The sequence below is a fragment of the Stenotrophomonas sp. AB1(2024) genome (assembly GCF_037482345.1).
Taxonomy (GTDB): domain Bacteria; phylum Pseudomonadota; class Gammaproteobacteria; order Xanthomonadales; family Xanthomonadaceae; genus Stenotrophomonas.
The window spans coordinates 945,317-965,673 of record NZ_JBBHKO020000001.1; the positions used below are offsets into that span (position 1 = coordinate 945,317).

Sequence of the window (20,357 nt, forward strand, 5' to 3'; positions counted from 1 at the left end):
CGCTCTAGAATGGCGGCATGAGTACCCTGACCTTCCGTGCGGCCACGCTGGCCGACATTCCCGCCCTGATCACCCTGGTCACGTCGGCCTACCGCGGCGACGCCAGCCGCGCCGGCTGGACCACCGAAGCGGACATGCTGGACGGTGCGCGCATTGACGCCACCGGCCTGCAGGCCGATATCGAGCGCCCGCGCAGCACCATCCTGCTGGCCGAACGCAACGGCCAGCTGCTGGCCTGTGCCCACATCGCCGACGACCATGGCAAGGGCTACTTCGGCATGTTCTCGGTGGACCCGGCGCAGCAGGGCGGCGGTATCGGCAAGCAGGTGATGGACGCGGCCGAGACCCACGCCGCGCGCGAATGGGGCGTGCCGGTCATGCAGATGACGGTGATCGACATCCGCGATGAGCTGATCGCCTTCTACGAGCGTCGCGGCTACCAGCGCACCGGGATCAAGAAGCCGTTCCCGTATGGGGATGAGCGCTTCGGTATTCCCAAGCGCGACGACCTGCGCTTTGAAATCCTGGAAAAGCCGCTGGCGGCCCACGCATGAGCGAGACCTGGACCTTCGTCTGCGCCACCGCCGAGCTGCTGCCCGGCGAGATGAAGAGCACCTTCGATGAAGTCACCGGCACGCCGATCGTGGTGTTCAACCTGGACGGCGATCTGTACGCCCTCGAAGACCAATGCAGCCACGAGGAATTCGAGCTGTCCTCGGGCACCTTCAATATCGAAGAAGGCAGCATCGAATGCGTGCTGCACAGCGCGCGCTTCGACGTGCGCGACGGCCGCGCCCTGTGCGCGCCGGCCTATTCGCCGGTACCGAAGTTCCCGGTGAAGCTGGAACACGGCGGGGTCTGGACCCGCGACGACCGCGACTGAGGCACGGCACAAGCGATAGAAAACCTGAATGGGCCTATGGTCGATTCTGTGATGTCCGGCGCAGGCTGATGGATGCGAATCATTATCGTTTCTGTTAACTTACCGTCATTCGCCGCCCCGGCCTGACCGATCCCGCCTCATGGCTTCCGCCCGAGACACCCACTCTGCCCGCTGGACCTCACTCCTGCTGACCGCAGCGGCGATGTGCTGCCTGCTTGCCGCCGTGTTGGGCTGGCAGGGGACACCTGCCGGCGCGGGACAGGCCGGTTGGGGAGAGGTCGCCCTCGCAGGGCAAACCCAGTGCGGCGATCCGGTTCCCGGCCGCTCCGGGGTGCGCTTCCACGCCTGCGCCGTTGCAGAGAAGGAAGCGGAGAACGGCAAGCCCGGCAAAGCAGGCATACCAGTCGGGGCGCTGAAGCTTCCGGCCAATGCAGGCATCAGCGCGATACCTCGCGTTCCGGCACGCCCCTCCATCCCGAGGCGCGCCCTGTGCTCGCATCTGTCCCAGGCACCCCCCGCCCGCGCCTGATCGCCGCCGCGCCGGCCTTCCCGCGCGCGCACCGCTGACTGCTTTCCGCACCACGCCGTTCCGTATCCGATCGACCGTCCATGCCTCCCGCGTGCGCGCATTCCCCGTGCACCCGCGCGACATTCCCCATCCGTTCCCAGGTCTTCCACCACCATGATCAAGAGCCGCAAGCATCCCTCCGCCGCCCGCAGTGCCACCAGCCTGGCCACCGCCAGCCTCGTCACCGGCCTCAGCCTGGCCATGCTGCCGGTGGCCGCCCATGCCGAGTCGAGCAGCGACACCCCGCGCACGCTGGACCAGGTGCAGGTGCAGGCCTCGCGCGGCTTCAAAGTCGACAAGGTCGCCTCGCCCAAGTTCACCCAGTCCCTGCAGGACACCCCGCAGACCATCCAGATCATCAGCCGCGACCTGTTCACCCAGCAGGGCGCCACCACGCTGACCGACGCCCTGCGCAACAGCCCGGGCGTGGGCACGTTCTACGTCGGCGAGAACGGCAACACCAACACCGGCGACAGCATTTTCATGCGTGGCTTCGACACCTCCAGCAGCATCTTCGTGGACGGCGTGCGCGATGTCGGCTCAATCTCGCGCGATGTGTTCAACACCGAACAGGTGGAAGTGTCCAAGGGCCCGGCCGGCACCGACAACGGCCGTTCCGCGCCCACCGGTTCGATCAACATGGTGAGCAAACAGGCCAACCTGCATGACGCGGTGAGCGGCACCGTCTCGGTCGGCAGCGACAGCCAGCAGCGCGCATCGGCCGACTGGAACCAGACCCTGGGCGCGACCAGCGCGCTGCGCCTGAATGCCATGTGGCAGGACAGCGACCAGCCGGGCCGTGACCACGTCAACAACTCGCGCTGGGGCATCGCGCCGTCGCTGGCATTCGGGCTGGGTACCAATACCCGCTACATCCTCAACCTGCTGTACGTGGACCAGGACAACGTGCCCGACGGTGGCGTGCCGACCCTGGGCCTGCCCGGCTGGACCCCGCAGCCCACGCTGGAACAGCTGGCCGGCCATCCGGTGAACCCGGAGAACTTCTACGGCACCCGCGCCGACCATGACGATGTCACCGCGAAGATGGCCACCTTCCGCATCGAGCACGATTTCAACGACAACGTGCGCCTGACCAACACCGCACGCTGGGGCCGCACCGACCAGGACTACATGCTCACCGCCTTCATGGGCACCGGCACGCGCGGTGCCAACGGCGCGCCCACCGGCAACATCCGTTATACCGATCGCAACAACCTGGACACCTACACCATCGCGCGCAGCCTGCCGACCTTCAAGGACCAGCAGAACACCATCCTCACCGACCAGCTCAACCTGCGCGCGGACTTCAGCACCGGCGCCATCGTGCACAACCTGAGCACTGGCGTGGAATTCACCCGCGAAGAGCTCAAGAGCTTCGGCCAGGCCGCCACCAACGACACCACCTGGTCGCCGGCCAACCTGTACACCCCGGACTGGAACGCCACCGGCCTGACCTGGGCGCACAATGGCGCCGACAGCCGCGGCAAGACCACCACCTCCTCGGTGTACCTGTTCGATACGCTGCACTTCACCGACAGCTTCCTGGTCACCGCCGGCCTGCGTGCGGACCATTACAGAACCGAGTACCAGAGCGCGTCGGTATGCGGCGGGCGTGGCCCGGCGTGCGGCAGCAACCCGGTGGGCACGGTGATTCCCAATCCATCGCTGGAGCATTCCGACACCCTGCTCAACTGGAAGCTGGGTGCGGTGTACAAGGTTGGCGACATCGTCAGCCTGTACGGCAACTACGCGCTGTCCCAGCAGCCCCCGGGCGGCAGCAACTTCCAGCTGAGCAGCTCGGTGAGCAGCGCCGACAACCCCAGCCTGGACCCGCAGAAGGCAAAGACGCTGGAAGTGGGGACCAAGTGGGCGTTCCTGGACGACAACCTGGCCTTCAATGTGGCCCTGTTCAAGACCGAAGTCAGCAACGAGATCAACACCCAGGTGCTGGACGACGTCGGCAACCCGACCCAGACCGGCAGGAAGACGGTGCAGGGCATCGAGGTGTCGACGGTCGGCCGCATCACCGAGAACTGGTCGGTCTCGGCCGGCTACAGCCACCTGGATACCGAAGTGGAGGAAGGCGCCAGCGTGGCCGCGGACGGCACCCGCAACCTGACCTACACCCCCGGCGCCACCTTCACCAGCTGGACCAGCTACACCTTCCCGTTCGGTCTGACCCTGGGCGGCGGCGTGCGTTATGCCGGCCAGATGCACCGTGGCACCGATGGCGCGGTGGGCACCCCGGCGTTCACCAAGTCGTACACGGTGTACGACGCGGTGGCCTCGTATGAGATCAACGAGCACCTGGTACTACGTTTGAACGCCTACAACCTGTTCGACAAGGACTATGTGGCCGCGATCAACAAGAGCGGCTACCGTTACACCCCGGGTGCCCCGCGCAGCGTGCTGTTCAGCGCGGACTTCCGCTTCTGATCCACCAAGGACCCTGCCATGCTCCTGCACGTTCCCGATGTCCTCACCGCCGACGAACTGGCCCACCTGCAGCGCGCGCTTGCGGCGGCGGACTGGGCCGACGGCCGCGAGACCGTGGGCGTGCAGGGCGCGCAGGTCAAACGCAACCAGCAGTTGCCTGACGCTTCTCCGCTGAAAGCCGAACTGGGCAGGATCGTGCTGGCGGCGCTGGAACGGCACCCGCTGTTCTTCGCCGCCGCACTGCCGCTACGCATCCTGCCGCCGCGCTTCAACCGCTACCAGGGCGGTGGCGAGTACGGCTTCCATGTGGATGGCGCGGTGATGATCACGGGTACGGATGGCCAGCGCAGTCACCTGCGTTCGGATGTGTCGTGCACGCTGTTCCTCAACGCGCCGGAGGACTACGAGGGTGGCGAGCTGGTCATCAGCGACACCTACGGCGAGCATGAGGTGAAGCTGCCCGCCGGCGATCTGGTGCTGTACCCCTCCAGCAGCCTGCACAAGGTCAACCCGGTGACCGCAGGTGCGCGGCTGGCCTCGTTCTTCTGGGTGCAGAGCATGGTGCGCGATGACGGCGCACGGCGGATGCTGCTGGAGATGGATGGGGCGATCGAAAAGCTGCGCGTGACCGGCGCCGATCCGGGGGCGGTCCTGCAGTTGACCGGGGTGTATCACAACCTGTTGCGGCGCTGGAGCGAGACCTGAGGGACCGGTAGCGCCGGCCGTTGGCCGGTCCACGGATCGCTTGGGCCGGCCAACGGCCGGCGCTACCGTCAATCGAAATCCCCGCATCTGTAAATCATTCCTATTTGCGTTTGTGACAAACGCTATCTACAATCCCCCCCGCACCGGACCTGCCGGCGCGCCTTGGATCGGAATCCCACCTTGCGCCACCCACACCGCCACCGCAGCTTTGCCCCCGCCATGCGCGGGCAGCGCCCGGCGTTGGCGACGGTGCTGGCGTGGCTGGCGCTGCTGTCGATGCTGCTGGGCACCCTGCCGCTGCTTGAACCACACCTGCCCGGCACCGCTGCGCTGGTGATGCAGCTGCCGGCCGAGGGACGCCCCGGCGGTGACAACCGCGTGCAGGAAGAAACACCGGCCAAGCCGCGCCGCATGACCAGTGCACGCCCGGCGGCAACCCCGCCGCGCCTGCCGCAGCCGCCGTCAACCGAATCGCTTGATGCACTGATGGCCACCCTGGCCGAACTGCCGCCGCAGGTCGTACCCACCATTGATTCCGCGCCGGCCACCCCTTTGCCGGCGACGCCCGGCCTGCGCGTCCAGCGCGGCCAGGCCCCCCCGCAGGGCTGATTCCGCCCGCGTCCGCGTCGCTGCACCTGCACGACCGTCGCTGAGCGCACCGCTGCTGCCTGCACTGCAGGCCCTCTGATGATTTTCCGATTCCGCTGCGGCCGCCGGCCACGGCGTTCCCGCGTTCGTCCCCTTTCCGAGGAAACCCGCCATGGCCCAGCGCCATCGTCGTTGCACGTCCCTGTCCCGCCGCACGCTCAGCATCGCCCTGCTCACTGCCATCAGCGCGCCCACCTTCGCCGCTGGCGATGTCGCCGGTGATCCCAAGACCCTGGACCAGGTGGTGGTAACCGCGTCAGGCTTCGAGCAGAAGATCACCGACGCGCCGGCCAGCATCAGCGTGGTCAGCCGCGAAGAACTGAGCAAGCGCCCCTACACCAGCCTGGTGGACGCGCTGCGCGATGTGGAAGGCATCGACGTGGGCATGGAAACCACCGACAAGAACGGCCGCGCCACCATTTCCATGCGCGGCATGCCCTCCGAATACACGCTGGTGCTGATCGACGGCCGCCGCCAGAGCAACGTGGGCCAGCTGTACCCGAACAACTTCGGTGGCGGCCAGTTCGCCTACCTGCCACCGCTGGATGCGATCGAACGCATCGAAGTGGTGCGCGGCCCGATGTCCACGCTGTACGGTTCCGATGCCATGGGTGGCGTCATCAACATCATCACCCGGCGCAGCCAGGACAGCTGGCATGGCTCGGTTACCCAGGGTTTCACCGTGCAGCAGGACGACCAGTTCGGCGATGCGCGCACCACCGATGTGTACCTGACCGGCCCGCTGGTGAAGGACCGCGTGGCGCTGGCCGTGCGTGGCAGCTACTACGACGCCAAGGCGTCGAACCCGGAGTGGGACGACCTGCCGCTGCCCGATGGCACCCCATGGGAGCGCAGCATCGGCTTCGGCGGTGGCGGCAAGGCGGTGGCCAACACCAACTGGAACACCGGCGTGCGCCTGGGCTTGACGATCAATGACGACCATGACCTGTCGCTGGATTACGACGTGTCGCGGCAGAAGTACGACAACAGCGAAGGCCAGACCGGCACGCTGGACAGCGTTGCCAGCCTGTGGCGCGTGGGCAATGCCACCATCCCCAACCCGAACGGGACGGGCACGATCACCCGCCGCGTGGTGCAGCCGCGCGTGGGCTATACCGCCTACCAGCGCTACGAGCGCGACCAGCTGGCGTTGACCCACCAGGGGCGCTATTCCTTCGGCACCTGGCAGACCACGCTGACCCACACCCAGAGCAACAACCTGGGTCGGTCGCTGCCGCTGACCCTGGACGAACGCGCCGACCTGCAGACGCTGTGGAACGACGTGTGCCTGCGCACCGGCGCGGCCAACAACTGTGCCGCCGGCCGCACCAACGCGCTGGCCGCGTTGAACCCGACCGAGCTGGCGCGGCTGGAAGCGTTCCTGCCGCGTCCGCTGCGCACCATGGAGCTGGAAGGCTATGTGCTGGACACGATGCTGGACATGAGCCTGGACGCACACAAGCTGACCGTGGGCGGCCAGTACACCGATACCGACATGGTTGACGGTGTGTTCGGCATGGACGGCGCCGGCTACCGCGACAACGTCAAGCAGAAGCACCGCATGTGGTCGGTGTTCGCCGAAGACAACTGGGCGCTGACCGATGCGCTGACCGCCACGCTGGGCGTGCGCTATGACGACCACAACATCTTCGGCAGCCATGTCAGCCCGCGCGCGTACCTGGTGTGGAATGCCAGCGATGCCTGGACCTTCAAGGGCGGCGTGAGCACCGGCTACAAGACCCCGCGACCGGACCAGCTGTTCCCGGGCGTGACCGGTTTCGGCGGCCAGGGCGTGCTGCCGCTGGTGGGGTCGCCCAACCTGCAGCCGGAAACCAGCACCAATTACGAGATCGCCAGCTACTACGAGGGCGAACGCTGGGGCTTCAACCTCACCGGTTTCTTCAACAAGTTCGACGACAAGATCGCCAGCGGCGGCACCTTCCCGAACTGCGAGGTGGCACCGGCCGGCAGCGGGTATTGCGTGGATGTGGGCCCGGGTTGGGCGGCGCTGGGCTACAGCACCTTCAGCCAGAGCGTGAACATCGATACCGCTGAAACGCGTGGCGTGGAGGCAGCCGCGCATGTGGATCTTCTGGACAGCCTGCAGCTGCGTGGCAACTACACCTATACCAGGTCCGAGCAGACCAGCGGTGTGGACAAGGGCAAGCCGGTGGGCGGTACCACCACGCCGGCCAGGCACATGGCCAATGCGAGTCTGAACTGGCAGATCAGCGAGGCGGTGAGCCTGTCGCTGATCGGTGAGGGGCGTTATGACCGGTATCGCGACACGCTGGTGAGCAACGTGGGCGGGGTGAGCAGCTCGCAGGTGCGGTACTACGATGACTACACGATCTTCCATCTGGGCGGCAGCTGGGACATCAATCAGTGGCTGACGGTCAATGCGCGGGTGAACAATCTGTTCGACAAGGATTTCGTTTCGCAGTCGTGCGTGTTGATCAGCGACAGTGAGTACAACTGTGTGGATGATTACGCGACGAAGGATCAGCGGCGGAGTTATTGGATTTCATTGAACGCGAAGTTTTGAGCTGTCGGCGCCCGGCCATGGGGTCGGGCGCCGGTTGGGGTGTGCACACCTGGTGGACGGCTCCGGTGGGTCTAAACTCCGGGGTGATGGGTACGGGCGATTGCATGTCCGGCTTCGGGGGCTTGCGCCGCGCTGCGCGCGGTGTCCGGCCAACGGCCGGACCTACGAATTGTTACGTGCCCATTCGGATCTGGATACGTCGGCAGCAGGCTCCGGTGGGTTTCAACGTCGGGATGGTGGTCGCGGGCGGTGGCGTGCCGGCTTCGGACGCTTGCGCCGCGCTGCGCGCGGTGTCCGGCCAACGGCCGGACCTACGAATTGTTACGTGCCCATTTGGATCTGGATACGTCGGCAGCAGGCTCCGGTGGATTTCAACGTCGGGATGGTGGTCGCGGGCGGTGGCGTGCCGGCTTCGGACGCTTGCGCCGCGCTGCGCGCGGTGTCCGGCCAACGGCCGGACCTACGAATTGTTACGGGCCCATCGGGATCGGGATCAATCGACCCAAAGGCCGGATACCGGTAGCGCCGGCCGTTGGCCGGCCCGCGTGGACCTTCATCGTGCGGCCAATAATTGCGAACCATTCTCATCAATGGTGTAATTCGGTATTCGCCTTCTTCTTTTGTGACCGTGGCCGCCCTTACGCCCTCCTCTGCCGTGCAACAACAACAAAGCCGTGGCTTCTGGCTGCGTACCCTGCACCAGTGGCACTGGATCAGTTCGGCGGTGTGCCTGATCGGCATGCTGTTGTTTGCCGCCACCGGGATCACGCTGAACCATGCGGCGAAGATCGAGGCCACGCCGCAGGTGGTCAATCGGCAGCTGGAATTGCCGGCCGAGCTGCTTGGCCAGCTCGCCGACCATACCGATGGCAACGCACCGGTGCCCCGCCCTGCCGCCCGCTGGCTGGACCGCGAGCTGGGCGTTTCCATTGGCCGCCGCCCGGCCGAATGGTCGGCCGGGGAAATCTACCTTTCCATGCCCAGCCCCGGCGGCGATGCCTGGCTGAGCATCGACCGTGAAAGCGGCGCGGTCGAATACGAAGCAACCTCGCGCGGCTGGGTGTCCTACTTCAACGACCTGCACAAGGGCCGCAATGCCGGCCCGGCCTGGGGCTGGTTCCTGGATGTGTTCGCCGTGGCCTGCCTGGTGTTCTGCATCACCGGCCTGTTCCTGCTGCACCTGCATGCCCGCCAGCGCCGCATGACCTGGCCGCTGGTCGGCCTGGGCCTGATGGTGCCGCTGCTGATCGCGCTGATCCTGATCCACTGATTCCCTTTCCCCTTTCCCTTCCCGGAGCCGCACCATGCGCGTCACCCTCACCATCGCCCTGAGCGGCCTGCTGGCCACCTCGCCGGCCTATGCCACCACCCTGGACATCAACGTCGAGGTGCCCAAGCTCAACGTGGCCGAGTACCACCGCCCGTACGTGGCCGTGTGGCTGGAAGGGGCCGACCAGAAGGTCGCCGCCAATCTCTCGGTCTGGTACCAGCAGACCGGCAACAGCGAAGGCCACGGCACCAAGTGGCTGCCCGACCTGCGCCAGTGGTGGCGCAAAAGCGGCCGTTCGCTTGCGGTGCCGGTGGACGGCGTGACCGGCCCGACCAAGCCGGCCGGCACCCACGCGCTGTCGTTCACCAACAAGCAGCCGGCGATGAAGTCGCTGGCACCGGGCAACTACACGCTGGTGGTGGAAGCGGTGCGCGAAGTCGGCGGCCGCGAGCTGGTCAAGATTCCCTTCACCTGGCCGGCCACCAAGCAGGAAACCGGCCAAGCCCGGGGCACCACCGAACTGGGCCTGGTCACACTGTCAGCCACGCCCTGAATTTCCACTGCCCTCCCTGCAGGGAGGGCATCCCTCACCCGTACATGGAGTTGTTGATGAAGCGCTCGCTCGTCCTGGCCGCCGCCCTGGCCGCCGTCCTTCCGTTCTCCGCCCTCGCCCACAAGGCCTGGTTGCAGCCGTCGCAGACCGTCATCGCCGGCGAACATCCGTGGATCACCGTCGATGCGGCGGTGTCCAACGACCTGTTCTACTTCAACCACGTGCCGCTGCGCCTGGAGAGCCTGGTCATCACCGCACCGGACGGCACCACCGTGCAGCCGCAGAACGCCTCCACCGGCAAGTTCCGCAGCGTGTTCGACGTCGAGCTGACCCAGCAGGGCACCTACCGCCTGGCCTCGGTCAACAACGGTCTGTCGGCGAGCTGGGAAGAAGACGGCAAGCCCAAGCGCTGGCGCGGCACCGTGGCGACCTTCGCCACCGAAGTGCCGAAGAAGGCGAAGAAGCTGCAGGTGAGCCAGTCGGTCAACCGCATCGAAACCTTCGTCACCAATGGCGCTCCGAACGACACCGCGCTCAAGCCGACCAAGTCGGGCATCGAGCTGGTCGCCGTGGGCCACCCCAACGACCTGGCCGCGGGCGAAGAAGCGAAGTTCCGCGTGCTGGTCGACGGCAAGCCGCGCGCCGGCCTGGCCTTCGAGATCACCCGCGGCGGCACGCGCTACCGCAACACCCAGGAAGAGATCAAGGTCACCAGCGACAAGAAGGGCGAGTTCTCCGTCACCTGGCCCGAAGCCGGCATGTACTGGCTGGAAACCAGCAGCGAAGACAAGAAGACCACGCTCAAGCAGGCCAAGACCCGCCGCCTGAACTACGTCGCCACCCTCGAAGTACTGCCGCAATAAAGGCAGCGGTAGTGCCAGGCCCTGCCTGGCAACCAGGCGATCGCCGGGCCAGGCCCGGCCGCCTCGTAACGCCGGGCCCTGCCCGGCAACCACGCACACCCATAGAACCCAATGACCCCCTCCCTCGACATCGCCAGCCTCGGTGGCCACACCATGGGCACCACCTGGCAGGTCAAACTGACCACCTCGCCCGACCGCGACCTGCACCCGCTGCATGCGGGCATCCAGGCGCAGCTGGATGCCGTGGTGGCGCAGATGAGCACCTGGGAGGCGGCCAGCGCCATTTCCGCATTCAATGGCGCGGCGGCCGGCGCATCGTTGCCGCTGCCCGCACTGTTTGCCGAGGTAGTCGACTGCGCGCTCGATATCGCGCAGCGCAGCGATGGTGCGTTTGATCCCACTGTCGGCCCGTTGGTAGCACTGTGGGGCTTTGGCGCGCGGGCACATGCGCAACGCGTGCCCGACACTGCACTGCTCACCGCGACCCGGGCCCGCTGCGGCTGGCAGCGTCTGCATTGGCAGGACGGCTGCCTGCTGCAACCCGGTGGACTGGAACTGGATCTTTCGGCCATCGCCAAGGGCTTTGCCGTGGATCTGGTCAGCCACTGGCTTCGCGACCAGGGCATTGCTGCGGCACTGGTCGAGGTCGGCGGCGAGCTGCACGGCTACGGTCGCAAACCCGATGGGCAGCCGTGGCGCGTACTGGTCGAGGCCGGTCCCGAAGAAGAAGCAGAACTCCCGCATCCCCCCCGCGTGCTGGTGCTCGACGACCTGGCCGTGGCCACGTCGGGCGACCGCTGGCACCAGTTCACCCAGGGCGGCGCGCACTACAGCCATACGCTCGACCCGCGCGTGGGCGCACCGGTCAGCCGCGCTGCGGCGGCGGTAACAGTGGTCGCGCGCGATGCCATGCACGCCGATGGCTGGGCCACCGCGTTGACCGTGATGGGGGCCGAGGCGGGCCTTCCGTTCGCCAATGCCAACGCACTGGCCGCACGTTTCATCACCCGCAGCGCGCAGGGCATCGAAGAACAGCTGAGCACGGCCTTTGCCGAACTGCTTGCCGAACAGGAGGCTGCGGCATGAAGCGCGGCCCTTCGCGCGCAGTGCTGGGCAACATCGCCATGATGGCAGTGCTGGCCGTGTTGGCCTGGCTGCTGCTGCGCCTGCACCTGCAGGAAGACTGGTGGTTGGGCGCCCCGCTGGCATCGCACTGGCGCTGGGCGGCCGGCAGTCTCATCGCCTACGCCGCACTGTGTGCACTGCTCTGGTGGCGCGGCCGCCACCGCGATGATGCTGCCAGCGCATCCGACGGCGCGCCCCTGTTGCTGGTCTGGGCCAGCCAGACCGGGTTTGGCCAGCAACTGTGCGAGCGCAGTGCAGAGGTCCTGCGCGCGGCTGGTGTACCGGTACGCGTACGCAGCCTGCACCAGCTGGACGCACCGCTGCTGCAGCAATCCGCGCGCATGCTGCTGATCGCCAGCACCACCGGCGAAGGCGATCCACCCGACCACACCCTGCCCTTCCTGCGGCGGGTGATGCCGCAGGACCTTGCGCTGCCGCACCTGCACTACGGCGTGCTGGCATTGGGCGACCGCAGCTACGGGCATTTCTGCGCATTCGGCCACCAGCTCGATGCATGGCTGCGCCAGCGCGGCGCGCATCCGCTGTTCGACACCATCGAAGTGGACAACGCCGACCCCGCCGCGCTGCGCCACTGGCAGCAGTTGCTGGGCCAGCTCGGTGGCGACGCCACCGACCTGCCCGACTGGACCCCGCCGCAGTACCAACACTGGCTCTTGCACGACCGTCGGCTGGAAAATCCCGGCAGCCCGGGCGCGGCGACGTGGCGGGTGGGACTGGTACCGGAAGACGGCGTGCTGCCAGCGTGGCAGGCCGGTGATGTGGCCGAGATCGGCCCGCAGCACAGTCTGGCGGAGGTAGACGCATGGTTGGCCGCGCATGCCCGCAACGGCGCGGCGATGGTCGAGGGGCAACCGCTGCGCGCCTGGCTGGCGCGTTCGCATCTACCGGTGTTGCCCGATTCCGTACCCGCCGATGACGCCGCCTTGGTGGCCGCGCTCCGGCCACTGCCGCACCGGGAGTATTCCATTGCCAGCATGCCGGCCGAAGGCCAGGTGGTGCTGTTGCTGCGCCGGCTGCTGCGCCCGGATGGCACGCCGGGGCTGGGCAGCGGCTGGCTGTGCGATCACGCCGCGCTGGGCGGCCGCATCGACCTGCGCTTCCGCAGCAATCCCAATTTCCACGCACCGCCGCTGGAGGCGCCGCTGATCCTGATCGGCAACGGCACCGGCATCGCCGGCCTGCGTGCGCACCTGCGTGCACGGGTGGACCTTGGCGCCGGGCGCAACTGGTTGCTGTTCGGTGAACGTACCGCCGCGCATGATTTCTACTTCAATGAAGACCTGCAGCGTTGGCAACGGGACGGCATGATCGCGCGGTTGGATGCGGTGTTCAGCCGCGACGGTGACGAGCACCACTATGTGCAGGACCGGTTGCTCGCGCAGCTGGACACATTGCGCCAGTGGGTGCGGGGCGGTGCCACGATCCTGGTCTGCGGCAGCCTGCAGGGCATGGCGCCGGCGGTGGATGCGGTGATCGAACAAGCACTGGGCCGCGAAGGAAAAGAAGCATTGATCGTCGCAGGCCGCTATCGCCGCGACGTGTATTGACCGCGCTGGTCCAGGCGGATCGCCAGCAACTCACCACCACCGCGCAACGCGTAACGCCTGCGCGGCCCCGCCGCCAGCCAGGCGGTGTCGCCCTGCTGCAACGGCGGCAGATCGGCCTCGCCCTCGAATTCAGCCTGCCCGGCCAGCAGATGGATCGCCCATGCCGTTCCCGGCTCGGTGAAAAAGAACATGCTGCCCACCAGCGGCCGGTGCAGCAGTTCGGCATCCACCTGATCGCGGCGCCACATCAGATTGAAATCGTGGGTGAGCCCATCCACCAGCTCGCCATGAACCTCCGCTTCGCCGGCAAAGCGCAGGCGATCATGCGGCGGCATCAACGCATGCACCGTGCCATCGGCGAAGCGCAACCGTAGCCCTTCCCCGCGCAACAGCACCAGCTCGCGCTCGATGCCGGGGAACGACGAGAACGCCGCATCCTGCTCGATCTCGGCAATCGACAACCGCACCTGCCACGCCTCGCTGTCAGGCACGCGCAGGATCTCCCGCGTCCAGCCCAGGCCATTGCGCCAGCGCTCGCGGCGGTATTCAAAGCTCGGAATGACGCGCGTGGCAGCGCTCAATGCGGTGGCGGTGGACATGCCGCCATTGTGCCTCAGCCGGCGTTGCCGCCGCAGTCGGCGTCAAGCAGCTGCGAGCGCGCCAGCCAGTCCTTGTCGGGGTAGTAGGCGAACACCATCGCCCCGCCCCGCAGGCTGTCGATCAACGGCCGCGCCACGGTCAGGCGCACCGCCGGGCAGCCCAGGCTGCGCCCAAGTCGCCCCTGCAGCCGGGCGATGGTCGGGTTCACGTACGGCGCACCGTGGATGACGATGGCGCGGTCGCGCGCCTTGTCATTGAAGCCCGGCTCCAGCCCCTCCAAGCGCAGCGAATAACCATTGCCGCCCATGTAGGTTTCCTTGGCGGTGAACGCGCCCAGGCTGGACATGAAACTGCCATCGCGGTTGGAGAAGCGTTCGGTGGTGTTGCCGCCGCTGTTGCGGCCGTGCGCCACCCATTCCTCGAACAGCAGCTTCTGGTGGGCCAGGTCGAACACCCACATCCGCTGCTCGGTGGACGGGCGCGAGTAATCGATCACGCTCAACCGGCCCGGGTCGACCCCCAGCTCCGGCCGGCGAAGGGCGCAGGTCATTGCGTTGGCGGCCAACTGCAGCACCTTGCGGTCCGCATTGGGCGCAACGCGCGCCAGCATGTCGGCCATCTGTTCTGCCGGTAGCGCCGGCCGTTGGCCGGCCCCCGACACCGCCTGGGCCGGCCAACGGCCGGCGCTACCGGCACTCACATCGCCCCCGGGGAGGGCGAGCGCGGTGATACCCATCAGCAGGGAAAGCGGAACGCGGCAAGCCATGCCTACAACGTGACCCCGCCTACGTCCGATTCCAAGACCGGCTGCAGGTTCTGTTCATCCGCCACCGGGCGAACCGCCGGCAGGCTGGTCACCAGCAGCGTGGTGCCCGGCACCAGCGTCTTGTACAGCTGGGTGGCAAAGGAAGGCGGCAGCGCCATCGGCAGGCTGGGGGTGGCCAGCAGGTCCGGGCTGGCATTGCCGGCGCTCTGCCCCAGCAGCGGGTAGGCGGTCCATCTGTGCAGCTTTTGAGTGGCATCGAGTGGGCTGGCGGTATCCGAATAGCCGTCCTGCATCACGAACAGCGTAGTGCCCTCGAACGCCGGCAGCGCCTTGGCCTCCAGCCGCGATTCGCCGATCAGCACGCCATCGCGCAGCACGTACAGGCGCTGGTCGTGCAGGCTGACCAGGATGCCCACCTGGCCCGACGGTGCGGCGCTGTCATTCCAGTACTGGTCCGGCGCGTCGGTGGTTTCCAGCAGAGTCTTGCCCACGCTGTTCACCGGGGCCAGTACCGCCGGGTAGGCCAGCGTCATCGGTGCGCTCTTGGCATCGGCCACCACCACGGTATCGCCGCGCCTGGTTTCGCCGAACAACTTCTGCGCGAAGGCCTGCGGCAGGCGCACGCAGCCGTGCGAGGCCGGGTGTCCGGGCAGGTTGCCGCCGTGCAGCGCGATCCCATCCCAGGTCAGGCGCTGCATGTAGGGCATGGGCGCGCTGTTGTACAGGTTGGATTTGTGGTCCTTGTCCTTCTGCAGGATGGTGAACACCCCGGTCGGCGTTTCATGCCCGGCCTTGCCCGAGCTGATGGTGCTCAGGCCGATGGCGATGCCATTGCGGTACACGTAGGCGCGCTGCTCATCCAGGCTGACCACCAGCACGATCGGCCCGGCCGGGGAAATCTCCGGGTGCCAGAGGAACTGGCCAGGCTTGAGGTCGGTGGGGCCAGGCTCCGTCTGGGTCGCTGCGGGCGCAGACGGGGTGGCGGCCAGCGCAGGAAATACAACGGCGGCCAGCAGCGAAGCAAGTCCGAGGGTGAGCAGCGTGCGGCGTGGTGCCATGAAAGAGATCCCGGGGGTTTGAGAGTGACGCTACACCAGATGGTGCAGCCACGTAGGGCGTGGCTCTACCCGGCGCGGGTCCAAATGTCGCCGCGTTCGCAGAAATTCCCGTAGTGCCACGCCCTGCGTGGCAACCGCGCGCAGCGCGGCACAAGCATCCGACACCACAATGCCACGGCGACACGGGAACGGCCCGACGTTGAAACCCGTCGAGGCCCCCCCAAACAAAATTGCCCGGTCACACATCCCTGTGCGGACCGGGCAATCGTCACGTCCTTGTCGGCATCCCGCCTTCCCCCTGTGCATCCTGCCCAGTGTGGGTGCCGGCCATGCTCCCTGCACTCGGCCGTATGTTGTTCCGCCATCCCTCCCCTACCCGGGTCTGGATGCCACCGTCCTGGTGGGTCCGCGCCAATCCTTCCGCGCCGCCTCCGTGCGTGCCCCGTCCCTGCGGCTGTCGTGGTGGCCGGCTCCTGCCTGGCCACCGTGACCGGCGTCGTGCCGGTCGCGACCCATCCTGTTACGTCAGCGCCTTGGTACGGGTGCCGGCATTGCCCTCCTGGGCGGTGCCGCCGTGGGCGCCACCATGGCCCCCACCGTCATCCGTCGCCGATTCCGTTCGACTGTTGCTGTCCCTATCCCTTTCACCCGTGCCAGGTCCTCGACCCGGAGGAAAGGTCCGTGTTGTCGCCGGTACGCCACGATCGCCTGGGCCTTGTGGGGCCCCACGTTCGTCAATCCCTGCTGCAGCGTCGACGCATCTGCCGTATTGATGTTGATGCGGTCGGCCGCCGAGGCGGTTCCCATCAACAGCAGTGCCAGCGCAAGCGCCCTCCACGAAAACCAAGGCCCCACCGTGTAGCTCCCTGTGACTTCGGACCGACTCCTGCCGGCATCCCGTCGGAGCAGTCAGTGTCCCTCGCCACATACACACAGCCTATCGTCCACATCACCTTCACACAGCCAGCTAAATACCTGACGTGATGTAGGGAAATCCCTACCCCGCGCTCAGGCGTAGAATGACGGGATCAGCCACATGCACTCGGAGCACCAGATGGACAGCGCCAAACTCGGCCAATTCGTCAGTGAAAAGTGGGACAGCGAGATCGTTCCGCAATTGGTCGAATACATCCGTATCCCCAACAAATCGCCGATGTTCGACGCCAATTGGGTCGAAAACGGCTATATGGAACAGGCCGTCACCCTGATGGAAAGCTGGGCCAAGGCCCAGAAGTTGCCGGGCCTGAAGGTCGAGGTGGTGCGCCTGGAAGGCCGCACGCCGCTGCTGCTGCTGGAAATTCCCGCCACCGGCGCCGAAACCGGCGACGACACCGTGCTGCTGTACGGCCACCTGGACAAGCAGCCGGAAATGACCGGCTGGGACGATGACCTGGGCCCGTGGGTGCCGGTGCTGCGCGGCGACAAGCTGTACGGCCGCGGCGGCGCCGACGACGGCTACGCCATCTTCGGCTCGCTGGCTGCGGTGCTGGCGCTGCAGGAACAGAACCTGCCGCATGCCCGCTGCGTGGTGCTGATCGAAGCCTGCGAGGAATCGGGCAGCTACGACCTGCCGGCCTACGTGGACCACCTGGCCGACCGCATCGGCAAGCCGTCGCTGGTGGTGTGCCTGGATTCGGGCTGCGCCAACTACGACCAACTGTGGTGCACCACCTCGCTGCGCGGCCTGACCGGCGGCAACTTCTCGGTGAAGGTGCTCAACGAAGGCGTGCATTCGGGCGATGCATCCGGCGTGGTGCCGTCCAGCTTCCGCCTGCTGCGCCAGTTGCTGTCGCGCATCGAGGACGAGAACACCGGCCGCATCCTGCTTGACGGCATGCATGTCGACATCCCGGAAGAGCGCCAGGCCCAGGCCAGGCGTGCCGCCGAGGTGGTGGACACGGCGATCTTCGACAAGTTCCCGCTGGTCGACGGCCTCAAGCCGATGAACGAGGACCTGACCGAACTGGTGCTCAACCGCACCTGGCGCCCGGCGCTGTCGGTGACCGGCGTGGACGGCATGCCGGCGCTCGCCTCGGCCGGCAACGTGCTGCGCCCGCATACCGCAGTGAAGCTGTCGCTGCGCCTGCCGCCGACCGCCGACGGCAAGGCCTGCGGCGAACTGCTGAAGGAAGCCCTGCTGCGCGACCCGCCCAACGGCGCGGAAGTGAAGCTGGACCTGGAAAAGGCCTCCTCGGGCTGGAACGCCCCGGCGATGGCGCCGTGGCTGACCCAGGCCATCGACGAAGCCAGCCAGACCTTCTTCGGCAAGCCGGCGATGTACATGGGCGAAGGTGGCTCGATTCCGTTCATGGGCATGCTGGGCGAAAAGTTCCCCGGCGCGCAGTTCATGATCACCGGCGTGCTCGGCCCGCATTCCAATGCACACGGCCCGAACGAGTTCCTGCACATTCCGATGGGCAAGCGCGTCACCGCGTGCGTATCCAAGGTGATCAGCGAGCATTACGCGGCCAGCCTGCGCGGTGAAACCAGCGGTTCGCCGGTGGCCGCCGACAGCGGCACCCGCCACGGCGGTCACGGCTGCTGCTGATAGCGACGGTGACGGACGCAGCCTGCGCTTGGTAGGCTGCGTCAATCTCCTGCGGGAAACGGCTCCATGAACGTCCTGTTCGGCAGCACCAGCTGGCTCTACATCATCCTGGTCGGCTTCGTGGTCGGCCTGCTCGGGCGCTTCGTCATGCCCGGCAACAACCGCATGGGCTGCCTGCTGACCATTGCGCTCGGCATCGTCGGCGCGCTGGTGGCCGGCTGGTTCGGCCAGTACATGGGTTGGTATGCGCGCGGCGAACCGGCCGGTTTCATCGGCGCGATCCTGGGCGCCATCGCCGTGCTGGCCCTGCTCCGCCTCTTCAGCAGCAAGCGCTGAACATCCCGACTCCCCTTCTCCCCGCGCGCCCCGTGGCGCCGCTTCTACGTACCTGTCCATGAACGATCCTGCTTCCGACCCGCTGCGCGCCGAGCTTCGCCGGCAGTGGACCTGCGCCGCGCTGGGCGACCCCGACCCGCACCTGGACCGCGCGTCGGTGGACGCCGGTTTCCGCAGCTACTGGCGCGCCACCAGCGTACACGGCAGCCACATCGTGATGGATTCGCCGCCCGGGCTGGAAGACGTGCGCCCGTGGCTGCGCATGCATGACCTGCTGGAACCCAACGGCGTGCGCGTACCGCGCGTGCTGGCCCGCGACGAGGAACAGGGTTTCCTGCTGCTGGAAGATCTCGGTGGGCCCACGCTCGCCCGGCACATCGACGACGACAATGCCGACGCGTGGTTCGATGCCGCCTTCGCACAGCTCATCCGCCTGCAGCAGATCCCGTTACCCGAGGGCATGGGCTCGTTCGGCGAGGCACTGTTGCAGCGCGACGCCGGCCTGTTCGACGAATGGTTCCTGCAGCGCCACCTGGGCCTGCAGCTGGACTGCGGTGAAGTCGAAACACTGCAGCTCGCCCATCGCCGCTTGATGGACAACGCGCTGCAGCAGCCGCAGGTGCTCACCCACCGCGATTTCATGCCACGCAACCTGATGCCGGTCGAGCCCGGCCCGGCCGTGCTCGATTTCCAGGACCTGGTACGCGGGCCGATCGCCTACGACCCGGTGAGCCTGTTCAAGGATGCGTTCCTGAGCTGGCCGCTGGAACGCGTGGACGCCTGGCTGGCGCGCTACCACGCACAGGCGCAGGCGGCCGGGCTGCCGGTGCGGCCGTGGCCGCAGTTCCTGCGCGACGCCGACTGGATGGGCGTGCAGCGTCACCTGAAGATCCTCGGCCTGTTCGTGCGCCTGCGCGACCGCGACGGCAAGGGCCATTACTTCGCCGATGCACCGCGCTTCATCCGTTACCTGGATGAGGTGTTGCCACGCCATCCCGAACTGGCCGGCTTGAACACGCTTCTGCAGGAACGGATCAAGCCGGCGATGGCCGCGATGGCGCTGCCGGTGCCCAGCCGCGCATGAAGGCGATGATCTTCAGCGCCGGCAAGGGCGAACGCATGCGGCCGCTCACGCTCACCACGCCCAAGCCGTTGCTGGTGGCGGGCGGCAAGCCGCTTATCGTGTGGCACCTGGAGCGGCTGGCTGCGGCGGGGTTCAGCGAGGTGGTGATCAACACCTCGTGGCTGGGCGATCAGTTCGCGCCTGCGCTGGGCGACGGTGATCGCTGGGGCATGCAGCTGCACTTCATCAGCGAAGGTGCAGTGCCGCTGGAAACCGGCGGCGGCATCCTCAACGCGCTGCCGCTGCTGGGTGATGCGCCGTTCCTGGTGGTCAACGGCGATGTATGGACGGATGTGGATTTCAGCGCGTTGCCGCAGCAACCGCAGGGCGATGCGCACCTGGTGCTGGTCGACAACCCGGTGCAGCATCCGCGCGGGGATTTCATCCTGCGCGGGGATGGTACGGTCAGCGATGCAGGCGATGCACCGCGACTGACGTATGCCGGCATTGGCGTGTATCGCCCATCGATTCTCGACGGATGGCGTGAGGTGATCGGCGCAACAGAGGGCGCGTCAGCGAACCCGCCGCGGTTCGGCCTTGCCCCGTTGATGCGACACGCCATGGCACACGGCCGCGTAACCGGGCAATACCACGCGGGAAGATGGACGGACGTAGGCACGCCAGAACGCCTCGCAGCGCTGGACGCAGCCCTGGCGTAGAGCCACGCCGCGCCCCAGGATCCGCTGGCGCCGGTTTGATGAACGCATCGCCATGCGCGCGGAACCTGCCGCCATGACGGGGCATGATTCACGCGTGGCTGCG

General features: G+C 67.1%; 19 protein-coding genes. 15 read left to right on the forward strand and 4 right to left on the reverse strand.

The genetic code is table 11. The features are described from left to right. The first annotated feature begins 17 nt into the window (after positions 1-17). From WIX41_RS04370 to WIX41_RS04420, 11 genes are all read left to right on the forward strand, one after another. Positions 18-554, forward strand: a complete 537-nt coding sequence (locus WIX41_RS04370; protein ID WP_339445938.1) for a GNAT family N-acetyltransferase — start codon at positions 18-20, stop codon at positions 552-554. Beyond that, on the forward strand, positions 551-883 hold the full coding sequence (locus WIX41_RS04375; RefSeq protein ID WP_214900683.1) for a non-heme iron oxygenase ferredoxin subunit: 333 nt from the start codon (positions 551-553) through the stop codon (positions 881-883). The genes WIX41_RS04370 and WIX41_RS04375 overlap by 4 nt, the downstream gene beginning before the upstream one ends. A 682-nt stretch (positions 884-1,565) precedes the next feature. Beyond that, complete coding sequence (locus WIX41_RS04380; protein WP_339445939.1) at positions 1,566-3,887, forward strand: catecholate siderophore receptor Fiu; 2,322 nt, start codon at positions 1,566-1,568, stop codon at positions 3,885-3,887. Positions 3,888-3,905: 18 nt separating this feature from the next. Beyond that, the gene (locus tag WIX41_RS04385) at positions 3,906-4,592 is read left to right on the forward strand and encodes a Fe2+-dependent dioxygenase (protein ID WP_339445940.1); all 687 of its coding nucleotides are present in this window, start codon (positions 3,906-3,908) and stop codon (positions 4,590-4,592) included. Between the two features lie 180 nt (positions 4,593-4,772). Continuing rightward, complete coding sequence (locus WIX41_RS04390) at positions 4,773-5,201, forward strand: hypothetical protein (protein WP_339445941.1); 429 nt, start codon at positions 4,773-4,775, stop codon at positions 5,199-5,201. Between the two features lie 151 nt (positions 5,202-5,352). Next, positions 5,353-7,785 (forward strand): TonB-dependent receptor domain-containing protein, encoded by a 2,433-nt coding sequence (locus WIX41_RS04395; protein ID WP_339445942.1) that lies wholly within the window; start codon positions 5,353-5,355, stop codon positions 7,783-7,785. Positions 7,786-8,440: 655 nt separating this feature from the next. Next, the gene (locus tag WIX41_RS04400) at positions 8,441-9,055 is read left to right on the forward strand and encodes a PepSY-associated TM helix domain-containing protein (RefSeq protein ID WP_339445943.1); all 615 of its coding nucleotides are present in this window, start codon (positions 8,441-8,443) and stop codon (positions 9,053-9,055) included. 34 nt (positions 9,056-9,089) lie between these two features. After that, positions 9,090-9,608 (forward strand): DUF2271 domain-containing protein, encoded by a 519-nt coding sequence (locus WIX41_RS04405; RefSeq protein WP_339445944.1) that lies wholly within the window; start codon positions 9,090-9,092, stop codon positions 9,606-9,608. Between the two features lie 56 nt (positions 9,609-9,664). Next, a complete protein-coding gene (locus WIX41_RS04410) occupies positions 9,665-10,471 on the forward strand; it encodes a DUF4198 domain-containing protein (RefSeq protein WP_339445945.1) in 807 nt (268 codons plus the stop codon). Between the two features lie 111 nt (positions 10,472-10,582). Further along, positions 10,583-11,557: an FAD:protein FMN transferase gene (locus tag WIX41_RS04415; RefSeq protein WP_339445946.1), complete on the forward strand. Its 975-nt coding sequence runs from the start codon at positions 10,583-10,585 to the stop codon at positions 11,555-11,557. After that, entirely contained in the window at positions 11,554-13,164 is a 1,611-nt protein-coding gene (locus tag WIX41_RS04420; RefSeq protein ID WP_339445947.1) for a sulfite reductase subunit alpha, read from the forward strand. The genes WIX41_RS04415 and WIX41_RS04420 overlap by 4 nt, the downstream gene beginning before the upstream one ends. On the opposite strand, the gene WIX41_RS04425 is transcribed toward WIX41_RS04420, so the two are convergent. The 4 genes from WIX41_RS04425 to WIX41_RS04440 form a co-directional block, all read right to left on the reverse strand. After that, positions 13,143-13,763, reverse strand: coding sequence for a HutD/Ves family protein (locus tag WIX41_RS04425; protein ID WP_339445948.1), 621 nt, complete (start codon positions 13,761-13,763; stop codon positions 13,143-13,145). The two genes, WIX41_RS04420 and WIX41_RS04425, sit on opposite strands and share 22 nt — an antisense overlap. 14 nt (positions 13,764-13,777) lie before the next feature. Continuing rightward, positions 13,778-14,530 (reverse strand): murein L,D-transpeptidase catalytic domain family protein, encoded by a 753-nt coding sequence (locus tag WIX41_RS04430; RefSeq protein WP_339445949.1) that lies wholly within the window; start codon positions 14,528-14,530, stop codon positions 13,778-13,780. Between the two features lie 2 nt (positions 14,531-14,532). After that, positions 14,533-15,588 (reverse strand): L,D-transpeptidase, encoded by a 1,056-nt coding sequence (locus WIX41_RS04435; protein WP_339445950.1) that lies wholly within the window; start codon positions 15,586-15,588, stop codon positions 14,533-14,535. A gap of 525 nt (positions 15,589-16,113) precedes the next feature. Then, positions 16,114-16,395 (reverse strand): ComEA family DNA-binding protein, encoded by a 282-nt coding sequence (locus WIX41_RS04440; RefSeq protein WP_409187449.1) that lies wholly within the window; start codon positions 16,393-16,395, stop codon positions 16,114-16,116. A gap of 247 nt (positions 16,396-16,642) precedes the next feature. On the opposite strand from WIX41_RS04440, the gene WIX41_RS04445 reads away from it, so the two are divergent. The 4 genes from WIX41_RS04445 to murU all read left to right on the forward strand — a co-directional run bounded on the left by WIX41_RS04445 (position 16,643) and on the right by murU (position 20,254). Continuing rightward, a complete protein-coding gene (locus tag WIX41_RS04445; RefSeq protein ID WP_409187450.1) occupies positions 16,643-18,136 on the forward strand; it encodes a M20 family metallopeptidase in 1,494 nt (497 codons plus the stop codon). Between the two features lie 66 nt (positions 18,137-18,202). Beyond that, complete coding sequence (locus WIX41_RS04450) at positions 18,203-18,472, forward strand: GlsB/YeaQ/YmgE family stress response membrane protein (protein ID WP_339445952.1); 270 nt, start codon at positions 18,203-18,205, stop codon at positions 18,470-18,472. A 58-nt stretch (positions 18,473-18,530) separates the two neighbouring features. Then, positions 18,531-19,556: an aminoglycoside phosphotransferase family protein gene (locus tag WIX41_RS04455; protein WP_339445953.1), complete on the forward strand. Its 1,026-nt coding sequence runs from the start codon at positions 18,531-18,533 to the stop codon at positions 19,554-19,556. Next, complete coding sequence (gene murU / locus WIX41_RS04460) at positions 19,553-20,254, forward strand: N-acetylmuramate alpha-1-phosphate uridylyltransferase MurU (RefSeq protein ID WP_339445954.1); 702 nt, start codon at positions 19,553-19,555, stop codon at positions 20,252-20,254. The genes WIX41_RS04455 and murU overlap by 4 nt, the downstream gene beginning before the upstream one ends. Positions 20,255-20,357: the final 103 nt, after the last annotated feature.